The sequence below is a fragment of the Terriglobales bacterium genome, from assembly GCA_035487355.1.
Taxonomy (GTDB): domain Bacteria; phylum Acidobacteriota; class Terriglobia; order Terriglobales; family Acidobacteriaceae; genus QIAW01.
The window spans coordinates 1-11,380 of sequence record DATHMF010000036.1 but is presented as its reverse complement, the minus strand read 5'-3'; the positions used below and the strand labels follow the sequence as shown (position 1 = coordinate 11,380).

The following is an 11,380-nucleotide window of genomic DNA, read 5'->3' as shown; positions in this document are numbered from 1 at the left end:
ATAGCGAGAAGCTCCTTCAGTTAATGCCCCAGGAGATTTTTCTGGGTGACGCTGCAAGCCAACTGAAGGTGACCACAAACCAAGGCGACTGTCTTCCGGAGATCCTCCCGGGCGACCAGTGGCTCTTCTATTTGTGGCGTGACGACAAGACCAAAGAACTCCTGCTGAACTATGGCAGCCCCAGCAAACCGATTGCCGATGCGCAGACCGCCATCACCACGCTTCGACGTCTGGCAGCGATGACTGATTCAGGGCTCATCTCGGGATACCTGTACCGTGAGGTTCAGAATGTCAATGAAGATGGCACAAGATGGAGCACGTCAGTCCCGGTTCCGAACCACAAAGTGATCGCGAAGCGAGTGTCAGACGGCCTTGAGTACTCTGCTCTAACGAATAGTGATGGAAACTACGAATTTGAGCCGCTGCCTTCTGGCTCTTACGATCTGAGCACCAATACCGCACAAGGGTTATGGGCAGAGGAAGGCCCTACAACGGTTCACGCGCAGGGCTGCACCGCTTTTGAGTTCGAACTTCACACGGATGGCGGTATTTCTGGCCATGTCAGGTCCGCTGATGGGAAGCCTTTCAAGATCCACCCGTGGGTCGAAGTAGAGTCGGAGGGCGGCGAACACTTCCAATCATTCTATGCGGATGAGCACGGATACTTCGAGGCAAGAGGGTTGGAACCTGGCCGTTACCTCGTCGGCATCGGTATGCGGGCTGAGCCAGAAACTCCCGAGTGGCGATCCCGCGTTTATTATCCTGGTGTGCGGACCAGGGAAAAAGCCACCGTTATAGAACTTGGCAAAGCCGAGACGCGCAACAATATCGACTTTCCGTTGCCGAACTCAGGACCGCGCTGAACCTAGGCTTGCAAGATAGCCCTAGTCGACTGGCCAGCACTTGACCGGGCCGGCGATAGTCTTGGTAGTTGGCTTCGGGAAGAGAGAGACCTCAACGGGATAGGCGAGCGCTGAGGACGCCCAGCTGTGAATGCGCTCAATCTCTTCGTAGCCGGTGCAAACTGGCTTTTGGGTGGTTTTCACCCCAAGCTTCTTTCTGATCGGTTCCCAACAGGACTTTTTGTTTGAATGGATGTCGCACTCGGTTCCGACCACGCGCAAGTATTTCAAAATGGGCCATCCGTCTGGAGCGGGCTCGACCCGCATATTGTTGAAGACTGAATCCTCAAAAACTTTCTCGTTCCACATGCCCGCGTAGAAGTACGAGTCCTCAAAAATCTTTTTTCTGGTTCTTGCATCGTAGATAACGAATGGCATCCCCCCATCCCAGCCGTCCGCAGCATCAAAGAACACTAGATTCCCCTTCACTCCCATGAAATATCCGCTCCACTCGTTTGGTTCGATAACCCGCTCCCCCTGGACATGAGACTTGGTGCACTCCGGGGCCGCTCCCTTCTCGATGGGAACAATCGCCAGCCACTCTGCGCCCTTTTCTCCCTCGTCATATTCTTTGACCATGAACGTCGGATAAAAAGAACAGGACAACTTAATTCGAACATTCTCTGCCGGACGGTAGGGAGATGGACCGAAATCCACAACTTTGTTTTCCAGTGGCGTGTCGAAGGAGTCTGCCGAGGCGATGGAGGCGAACCCTGGCCCGCAAAGGACGAGCAGCAAAACAGCACCCTGTCGAATTGGATTCAACTTTCCAAAGAGGTTCACGGCTCAACATCGATTCTTTTTACGCCGCAATTTTACCAAATGCCTGCTCCGGTTACTTTTGTGCCAGTTTCATCTAACTTTAAGACCAAAGTCAGAGTTCCCAAATCGCTGGTTGACGAATATCCGGGGCCTGGAAGACGTTAGCCTGTGATTCCGATAACCCCTCGTCTGGCCGCCGTTTTGATATCACTCTGATATCAAAACATTGCTTCCTTAGAAACTGCATGCCATCATCGAGAAGCAGTTGCCAGATGCCGGTTGTCTATGAAAAACAACTGCAAAAGAAAGCAGACGGCATTCAAGAATGCCGGGGCCTTTGTGGCCCATTTAGCTCTTTGAAAATTCATTTGCCCATCGGGATTCCGGACCCTGAGGACTGAGGACTATGGACTGAAGACTGGTACTGAGGACTAGCAGCTAGTCTCCCACCCCAGATCAATTTTCGCCAATAATGACGCGGGTCCGACGCGGTTTTGGGACCCAAAAACACCTGCCAGCAAGTGGGGGCCCACAAATCCTCCGAAAATCAGCGTTGATCCGCGTTCATCCGCGGCGAAGTCTTTGCTTTTCTCCGATCAAAAAGTAAAGGCGGCTTGGGGCCGCCTTTTTTGTTTTGCAAACCTTGAAAACGTTTAGAGAGCCTGGACGTTTTCTGCCTGCCAGCCCTTGGGTCCCTTGATGACGTTAAACTGCACGGCTTGGCCTTCCTTCAGGCTGCGGAAGCCCTCGTTCTGAATGGCTGAGTAGTGTACGAATACATCCTCGCCATTCTGTCGGCTGATAAAACCATACCCCTTGGCATCATTGAACCACTTTACTGTTCCTTGTTCCATTGTGTTGCATTTCCTTCTTGTTGATTTAGGCTGGATGAAGCAAAGGCTAGTGCAGGCAGGTGTCGCTGTAAGGCGGTACTTCCTTGTACTAAAACTTCGTTCAAAGCAGCACCCCAGTATACATAACAGGGTGCGGAAGGCAAAGTAGAAATGATTGTGGGAACGGGGGTTGATATCACCGAAGTTGGACGCGTGGCCGAGGCCCTGGAACGCTTTGGCGAGCGCTTTCTGCGGCGGGTTTTCACGCCGTTGGAGATCGAATATTGCTGCTCCAAGCGTAATAAGGCCGAGCGCCTTGCGGCGCGCTTCGCTGCCAAAGAGGCCGCGATGAAGGCCCTGGGAACCGGATTGCGCCAGGGAGTCACCTGGCAGCAGATAGAGGTTCGGCGCGTGCCAGGAAGCCGTCCGATGATTGTGTTTTCCGGTGCTGCCGCCCAACATGCCGCCCGCCTGGGCGCCAAGCATGTCTCTCTCTCCATCTCCCATTCGGCGGAGCAGGCGATTGCTATGGTCATATTGGAGAATTGAAGAATTGGGTAATTGAAAAATCGGGTCATCGAGTCATTGGGTCATTGAAGAACTGGGTAATTTGGGCTAACCGCCGAGGCGAATTGATAGAATTGATGGCTTTGGTTATAAGCTTGGCATTTCACCTAGCCGATAAACCAAAATTACCGGATTACTAAATTACTTAATTCATTCATGACGCAATCACAACTGCTAACTCCGCCCATCGAGACCTCTACATCCAAGATCTCTAGAACTGCACTCACCGCCGCCATCAGCACGGTCAGTTTTGCAACTCTGCTGTTGGAGCTGTCCTTGACGCGGCTATTTTCCGTGGTGCTGTTCTATCACTTTGCCTTCCTGGCCATCTCCATCGCTTTGCTGGGGCTGGGCGCAGGGGGCGTTTTTGCCTATATCCGCAGAGAGCCGCTCAAGCGATATGAAACCGAATATCTGGCTCCTCGCATCTGCATAGCCAGCGCACTCATGATGCTGGTCATGCTGGAAGTTGTGCTACGGGTCCCGGTCTTTCTAAATCTGGATGGGCTCAATTTTCTGCGGCTCACGGTCATATATCTTTTTGCTACGGTCCCATTCTTTTTTACCGGGCTGCTTTTCTCATTGGTGTTTGCACGCGAGCGAGCGCGGATCTCGCAGCTTTACGGCGCCGACCTGATGGGTGGCGCGCTGGCCTGCCTGGCCGTAGTGCTGCTGTTGAGCTGGATTGGCGGCCCCAATGTGATCTTATTTTCCGCGGCGGCCATGGCGGGAGCGGGGGCGTTGTGGTCCCCGGCCAGCAGGAAAAAGCCGCTATTCGTCGCGGGCTTTGTTCTGCTTCTGATTGTCGTCAACCTGGCGACCCATGGACGGCTGGCAGACATTGTGTATGCCAAAGGCGTGCGCCGTTTCCGGTCATGGACGGAATATTCCAAATGGAACGCCATCTCGCGCATCGAAGTGGACAACTTTGTCAGCTTCAAGAACATCGTGATTGACGCCGATGCCTCCACTGCACTCACGCATGCCGACCCAGCCCTATGGCAAGACCCCGATTGGCGCAAAGACCTGATGTCAGCGGCGCCTTCGAGCGTGAATGTCCTGCGGCCCCATGGAGACTTCGCCATCATCGGCCCCGGCGGCGGCGTAGACGTGCTGCGCGCCCTGGTGGGCGGCAGTCCGAGTGTGACCGCCATTGAAATCAATCCCATCATCGCTAACGACATCATGCGTGGCCGCTTTGCTGATTTTGCCTATCATCTGTATGAGCGCCCCGAGGTACATCTGTATGTAAGCGACGGGCGTTCGTTCATCCGCAACTCCAAGGACCAATACGATGTCTTGCAGATGACCCTGGTGGATACCTGGGCCTCGACCGCTGCCGGCGCATTCGCACTGAGCGAAAACAATCTCTACACCGTAGAAGCCTTTGAGGAGTACTTTGACCACCTCAAACCCAACGGCATGATTGCCATCACCCGCTGGGAGTTCAAAGAACCTCGAGAGGCGTTGCGTGTGGTCTCGCAGGCGATGGAAGCCCTGAGACAAATGGGAGTCAAGGACCCTAGAAACCACTTCATCGTAGTGGCAGATGGAGAACTAAACACCGACGGACGGCCGGTAACTGTACTGGCCAAGAAGACGCCGTTTACGCCAGAAGAGGTGCAGACCGTGCTGGCGCATATCAATGAAACTGAAAACCTTCATCTGGTGCATGCGGCTCATCTTTTTGCGTTGGTATCAGACAAAGATGTTTGCCGCCAGAATCCGGCGCCTACATCCTGCTACTCGGGCGAAGAGGCGCTCGGCAAAACTTCCTATGCCGCCAGCGAAGCACGTCGGCCATTTGATGATCTTATTGATGCCGACCCGGGCGCGGAAGCTGGCTCTGCGGCCTTGCAAGCAAATCCGCACGATTCTTTCTTTGCAGCGTATGCCTACAACATAAAGCCGGTCTACGATAATGCTCCGTTTTTCTTCTTTACCTTCAAGACGGGCAGGCTCTTCCAGGGAGTTCTTCATCCTATCCGGACGGGCATTGATTGGAAGGTCAATCTGGGGGTGGCCGTTCTTTTCATGCTGCTGGGCATATCGGTGCTGGCTGTGCTGGCATTCCTGGTTCTGCCCCTCGCCTTCCATACCAGCGCACGTGTGGCAGGAGTGAGGCCGCTGCTTTACTTTATCGCCGTAGGACTGGGTTACATCATTGTAGAAATCACCATGATTCAGCGCTTTGTTCTGTTTCTCGGCCATCCTACATATGCGCTCACCGTGGTTGTTTTCCTGATGATGCTGACCAGCGGCGCCGGCAGCCTGGCGGCCCGGCGTTGGATCGCTGACTGGCGCAGGGTCCGCTTCCCGCTGCTGCTCATCGTGATTGCTCTGGCGGCATATATTTTTATGCTACCCAAAATCCTGGTGGCGTTGGTAGGCTGGTCGCTTCCCTTGAAGCTGCTGGTTAGCACAGTCTTGCTCGCTCCTGTGGGATTTCTGATGGGCATGCCCTTCCCCACCGGATTGCGGGCTTTGGAAAATACGGAAGCCGGGGCCATCGAGTGGGCATGGGCCATGAACGCAGCCGCTTCTGTTTTGGGATCGGTGCTGGCCATGGTGATTGCCGTGCACTTCGGCTTGGCGGTGACTCTGGCTTGTGGCGCAGCCGCGTATTTGGCGGCCATGATGATGGTAAGAACATTCCAGACTGGATTGTTGGCCCATTGAATGGGCACTTCATCGGTAGAAATCGTGCAATATGTTATGATTCGCCAATTCCCTGAATTTCAAAGAAAAGGTGGTTTATTCCGAAGTTTGGAATCCTCAGCTTTGGAATAGCGAACAAGGAATATGCCTAGTCAAGCACAACTGCAATGGTCCCGTTTGCGGGTGGGGATTACCGTAATTGTGGCCACGATCACGTTGATTGTATTGATTTTCTTGATGTCTTCCACCAGCAGCATCTTCACGCGTCAGATTCACCTGAGGAGCTACTTTGACAATGCGGAAGGCCTCCGGGTCGGCGCACCCGTACGGCTGCAAGGCGTAGATATTGGCAACGTGGTCCGTATCATTGTGAATCCCAGCAAGCCGCTGACGCCGGTGGAAGTCACGCTGAAGGTCAACACCCGCTACCATGATTTTCTGCGTAAGGATTCCACGGCCCAACTGAGCACGGCCGGCGTGCTGGGCGAGACCTACGTGGATATCAACAGCTCAGAGGCAAAGCAAGGGCCGGCGGAAGAGGGCGATATATTGCCCTCCAGCAATCAGCCTGATATTAAGGACGTGGTTCGTGCCAGCCAGACCTCGCTGCAAAACGTGGACGTTCTTGTACGCCGGCTTGATCGTATCGTCGCTGCCATCGAGCAGGGGCAAGGCACGGTTGGAAAGCTCATTAACGACCCCAGCATGTTTAACCGCCTGAATGCCATACTCAGTGAAGTGCAGCAGATGGTGAATGAAATCCACGCCGGAAAAGGCAGCGTCGGCAAGCTGATTATGGATGACGAACTCTATAACAAAGCCAACGCCTCAGTGGATAAATTGAACAAGATCATTGATGAAATGAACCAGGGCCAGGGCACAATCGGCAAATTCCTGAAAGACCCAACTCTTTATGACAACGCCAACAAGACGGTTGCCAAAGCCAATGCGCTCATGGATGAGGTCAATCAGGGTAAGGGCGCCCTGGGCAAGATTGCCAAAGACGAGGAATTTGCCCGCAAGCTGGATAAGACGGTGACCAACCTTGAGACCCTTACCACCAACATGAATGAGGGCAAAGGAAGCATGGGCAAATTGTTCGTGGATCCATCGCTCTACAACAATTCCGACAAGATGCTGGTGGAAACGCGCAGCCTGGTACAGGCAATCAGAGAGAATCCCAAGAAGTATCTGACCATTCATTTCAAGATTTTCTAAAAATCAGTGTAGTGTTTTGAAAGGGCACGGCTTGGCCGTGCCTGTAAGTCGTAAAACAGCTTGCGGTAACTGCACACCATCTGGACTCGAAGATAGAAGTCCTGTACCTTGGAGCACGTGGGCCATCCCTGTCACCAATGCGGCACTGAAGTCGGCGAAGGTTCGCCGTTTTGCCGGCAGTGCGGCGCTCCACAGATCCGTGTGAGCCCAGGAGGCAGCGCAGAGCAGGCGACAAATGATCCTACGGCAAAGGATTCTGCTTCGGATTCAATTTCTGCACAGCTTCCCGGCAACGGCCCTCTACGAATCAGCGTTAACCGGCACGTGGCCCGCAGACAAGCCGCGCTCGCCGGGCTGATGCTTGCTGTTTTGCTCGCGTTATCATCTTGGTTCACCCCGGTCCTTTTGTTGGTTCCATTGGCAGGGTTGCTCGCGGTCGAGCTCTATGGCCGCAAAGTGCCTGAGCGGAGAATTTCTCCCGGAGTGGGTGCGGGCATCGGGTTATTGACCGGATTTTTTGGATTTTTGATGTTCAGCCTACCGGCGCTTCCCTATACCTTATGGGATGTGGCCCACCATCCTGATCCGGCACTCACCCAGCAATTGCATGCGCAGTTGGACGCCGCGATGCGCAGCAATCCTACCCCCCAAGCGCAACAAGTCGTACAATATCTGCTCTCCCCGAGCGGATTGATAGTGATCGTTATTACAAGCTTCGTATTTTTGCTCATTTTGACCCTGGCTCTGAGCGCCATTGGCGGGGCTATCGGAGCCAACCTTGCCAACCGCCGCCGTTAGGACCCCGTGAAATTTTTGTTTCTACGGCAAATTCGTTTATGATTTGCGCGGCATGAAATCTCAAGGTACCGAACCCCGGCTGCGGGAAAAACTGCAGCTTATGTCCGCCTCTGAAATTGAACGTACCCTGGTCCGTCTGGCGCACGAGATCATGGAAAAGAACAATGGCGGACGAAACCTGGCGCTGGTGGGCATCCGCCGACGAGGTGTTCCTCTGGCGGAGCGCCTGGCAAAACATATCCGGCAGATCGAGAAATCCGACCTGCTCGTGGGCGCGCTGGATATCAGCTTCTATCGCGACGACCTTTCTACCGTGGCCCCGCGCCCGGTGGTACAACAGGGCGACATTGGATTTGACGTCAACGGCAAAGACATCATTCTGGTGGATGACGTGCTCTACACCGGCCGCACCATCCGTGCCGCCCTGGATGCGCTGTTCGACCGCGGGCGGCCGCAGCGCGTACAGCTTTGCGTGCTGATTGACCGCGGACATCGCGAGCTGCCCATCGAAGCCTCTTTCATCGGACGCATGGTGCAAACCGCGACCAACGAGGTCATTGAAGTGAAGCTCCAGGAGACCGATAAGAACGAAAAAGTTCTGCTCATGGAGCGATTGGAGCCTAATACTTAGGAATGACTGCCTCCCCTCTTATTCGACGGGTCAGCTCCAACCACTCACTTCTGGATATTGAACATCTGCCCACGGAACGCATCCTGGCGTTGCTCAAGCTGGCGCAGCGCATGCGGTCTGCAAAATCAAGTTCTCTCTTGCGCGGCAAGACCGTTGCCCTGCTTTTCTACGAGCCCAGCACGCGTACACGGGTTTCATTTGAGCTGGCCGCGAAAAAGCTTGGCGCTACAACGACTGTAGTGACGGCGGCCGAATCCAGTATTGAAAAAGGCGAGTCGCTGGTGGATACGGTCCGCACCCTGCGTGCTGCCGGGGTTGATGCGATTGTGATCCGCCATCCCTCTTCGGGCGCGCCCAACCTGGCAGCGCGGCATTTGGATATCCCCGTGATCAATGCCGGCGACGGGATGCACGAGCACCCCTCGCAGGCCTTGCTGGATGCGTTCACCATTTTGCGGCATAAAAAACGATTGCGCGGATTGCATGTGGCCATGATCGGCGACATCTTGCACAGCCGCGTTGCCCGTTCCAATATCCATCTGCTCGGCCGCCTGGGAGCGCAGGTCACGCTCTGCGGTCCGCCCCAATTGGCGCCGGATATTTGCGCCACCCTGGCGGCTGGGGTGACTGTGATCCGCCATATCGAGCAGGCCATACGCCATGCCGACGTGATCATGATGCTGCGTGTACAGAAAGAACGGCTCGCCGGTTTGCAGCTCGATGCTCAAGACTATGTCGCGCGCTACCAACTGAATAGTGAACGATTGCGCCTGGCCAAGCGGGAGGCGCTGGTGATGCATCCCGGGCCAGCAATTTTGGGCATGGAGTTGACCAGCGAGGTGTCGGATGGGCCGCAGTCGGTCATCCTGGAGCAGGTGGCCAACGGCATCCCGGTGCGCATGGCAATTCTGGCAAAAGCATTGGGCCGGTAGCAAACCCCGGAGGGGTAACACGTAATTGAAAATGCACAGCAAATCGCTTCTTATCCGCGGCGGCCGGGTTGTTGACCCGGCACAAAAACTTGATGCCGTGCACGACCTCCTGCTGCGCGACGATAAGGTGGCCGAAATTGCGCCGGCAGGAAAAATCCGGGGCGGGGCGGATAAGACCTTCGACGCGCGCGGGTTGATTGTCACTCCCGGATTCATAGACTTGCACGTGCATCTACGCGAGCCCGGCCAATCGCACAAAGAGACCATCGCCTGCGGCACGACAGCCGCCGCAGCCGGGGGGTTCACCTCGATCTGCCCCATGCCCAATACCTCGCCGGTCAACGACTCGGCCGAGATCACGCAATGGATGCAGGCGCCCGAGCGCGGCGCGGTCGTAAATGTCTTCCCCATTGCGGCGGCTACAGTGGGCAGCCGGGGCCAGCAGCTTACCGACTTCAAAGCGTTGAGGCGCGCGGGTGCAGTGGCAGTGACCGACGACGGTAAGCCCATTCTCGACGACGCAATCATGCGTGAGGCGCTACGGACGGCGGCAGCGCTGGGCATACCGGTCATCCAGCACGCCGAAGATACACGCCAGACTAAGGGATGTGTGATGAACGCCGGAGCGACTGCCGTGCGGCTCGGCTTGCGGGGCATGCCAGCGGAAGCCGAAGCCGGAGTTGTTGAACGCGATATTCGCCTGGCGGAGCAAACCAAAGCGCACTTGCACGTTGCCCATATCTCCACCCTGGCGGCGCTCAAAGCTGTGCGCCGGGGAAAGCGTGAGCACGTGCGCGTGACCTGCGAGATCACGCCTCACCACTTCGTTCTCACCGATGAAGACGTGGGCGACTACAACACCAATACAAAGATGAATCCGCCGCTGCGCTCTCAAGCTGACCGCGAAGCTATGCTGGCGGCGCTGACTGACGGCGGCATCGATTGCATCGCCACCGATCACGCTCCCCACGCCGCCCACGAGAAAAACGTGGAGTTCGACCGCGCCCCATTCGGCATCACTGGGTTGGAAACGGCTTTAGGGCTGGTGATCACCAAGCTGCATCTTGAACATAAAATTCCGCTGACTAGAATTGTCGAATTGCTCTCCACCAACCCTGCGAAGCTGATCGGCCTCGCCGGTCGCGGCACACTTGCTAAAGGCTCCTACGCAGATTTAACGATTTTTGATCCTAAAAAGCGGTGGACATTCGAAGCCGCAAAATCGCTTTCCAAATCGAAGAACACACCTTTCGACGGATGGCAGCTCACTGGCAAAGTGGTTGCAACTATCGTGGGCGGTGAATTCCAATACCAGGCCTGAGCGGACATAAAGATCACATAAAGATCCATGTAACGGGTGCAAGTTACAGCATGCCCCAGCCAGGTACATGTCCTTAGAGACAATTGACAAATCAATCACATCTCAGCTATACGAAAGTGTAGGTTCTTAGGAACGTCTTTATTGTTCCTTACCGAACTAAAGTTTTTAAGGATGACTCCCCCTCATCCTGCCCAGAGCTTTACAAATCTTTACAAGTTCGGGGCATAACTCTTAACAGGACGCCAAATTTAAAAAGTTACGCAGCAGGCGTATCGGCCAGTGCCCGTGTTGGATCGATGATCGGCAAAGTAGGACAAACGTACATCCTCTAAAGACACGAATAACTGAGATGGGATGACGGTAATTAGCAAGCTTAGGAGAGCACGAACTAAGAATAAAAGAGAGGGACTCGGATGCACAAACAAAAAGGTTTTTCGTTGATTGAATTGTTGATTGTGGTAGCGATCATTCTGATCATCGCAGCTATCGCAATCCCTAACTTGATTCGCGCCAGGATTTCGGCCAACGAATCTGCAGCGGCGGCGGCCACACGTACCATCGCTACGGCTGATATTCAGTATCAGACCTCGTTCGGTTCCTACTCGCCGGATCTAAGTTCCTTGGCGTCCCCGGCGGCAGGTTGCCCAACCGGCACAATCCCGCCCAGCACAAATGCATGCTTGATTGACTATGCACTTGGGAACGCAGTCCCTGCTACCCCCAAGAGCGGATACGCTTTTGTGGCGGCAAACTCCAAT

11 protein-coding genes are annotated in these 11,380 nt (G+C 54.9%); 9 read left to right on the top strand and 2 right to left on the bottom strand.

Features of this window, described 5'->3' with window-relative positions; all coding sequences use genetic code 11:
* On the top strand, window positions 1-863 hold an 863-nt coding region (locus VK738_08935; GenBank protein HTD22765.1), incomplete at its 5' end, for a carboxypeptidase-like regulatory domain-containing protein.
* A 21-nt stretch (window positions 864-884) separates the two neighbouring features.
* On the opposite strand, the gene VK738_08930 is transcribed toward VK738_08935, so the two are convergent.
* Together VK738_08930 and VK738_08925 are read right to left on the bottom strand one after the other, a co-directional pair.
* Complete coding sequence (locus tag VK738_08930; protein ID HTD22764.1) at window positions 885-1,685, bottom strand: hypothetical protein; 801 nt, start codon at window positions 1,683-1,685, stop codon at window positions 885-887.
* A 632-nt stretch (window positions 1,686-2,317) separates the two neighbouring features.
* Window positions 2,318-2,518, bottom strand: a complete 201-nt coding sequence (locus tag VK738_08925; protein ID HTD22763.1) for a cold-shock protein — start codon at window positions 2,516-2,518, stop codon at window positions 2,318-2,320.
* A 150-nt stretch (window positions 2,519-2,668) separates the two neighbouring features.
* Between VK738_08925 and VK738_08920 the strand changes: the two genes are divergently transcribed.
* From VK738_08920 to VK738_08885, 8 genes are all read left to right on the top strand, one after another.
* Complete coding sequence (locus VK738_08920) at window positions 2,669-3,046, top strand: holo-ACP synthase (protein HTD22762.1); 378 nt, start codon at window positions 2,669-2,671, stop codon at window positions 3,044-3,046.
* Window positions 3,047-3,220: 174 nt separating this feature from the next.
* The gene (locus VK738_08915; GenBank protein ID HTD22761.1) at window positions 3,221-5,743 is read left to right on the top strand and encodes a hypothetical protein; all 2,523 of its coding nucleotides are present in this window, start codon (window positions 3,221-3,223) and stop codon (window positions 5,741-5,743) included.
* Between the two features lie 123 nt (window positions 5,744-5,866).
* Window positions 5,867-6,940 (top strand): MlaD family protein, encoded by a 1,074-nt coding sequence (locus VK738_08910; protein HTD22760.1) that lies wholly within the window; start codon window positions 5,867-5,869, stop codon window positions 6,938-6,940.
* Window positions 6,941-7,057: 117 nt separating this feature from the next.
* Window positions 7,058-7,738, top strand: coding sequence for a zinc-ribbon domain-containing protein (locus VK738_08905; GenBank protein HTD22759.1), 681 nt, complete (start codon window positions 7,058-7,060; stop codon window positions 7,736-7,738).
* A 52-nt stretch (window positions 7,739-7,790) separates the two neighbouring features.
* Complete coding sequence (pyrR, locus tag VK738_08900) at window positions 7,791-8,369, top strand: bifunctional pyr operon transcriptional regulator/uracil phosphoribosyltransferase PyrR (GenBank protein HTD22758.1); 579 nt, start codon at window positions 7,791-7,793, stop codon at window positions 8,367-8,369.
* Window positions 8,370-8,371: 2 nt separating this feature from the next.
* The gene (locus VK738_08895) at window positions 8,372-9,301 is read left to right on the top strand and encodes an aspartate carbamoyltransferase catalytic subunit (GenBank protein ID HTD22757.1); all 930 of its coding nucleotides are present in this window, start codon (window positions 8,372-8,374) and stop codon (window positions 9,299-9,301) included.
* A gap of 31 nt (window positions 9,302-9,332) precedes the next feature.
* Entirely contained in the window at window positions 9,333-10,622 is a 1,290-nt protein-coding gene (locus tag VK738_08890; protein ID HTD22756.1) for a dihydroorotase, read from the top strand.
* A 413-nt stretch (window positions 10,623-11,035) separates the two neighbouring features.
* On the top strand, window positions 11,036-11,380 hold a 345-nt coding region (locus VK738_08885), incomplete at its 3' end, for a prepilin-type N-terminal cleavage/methylation domain-containing protein (protein HTD22755.1).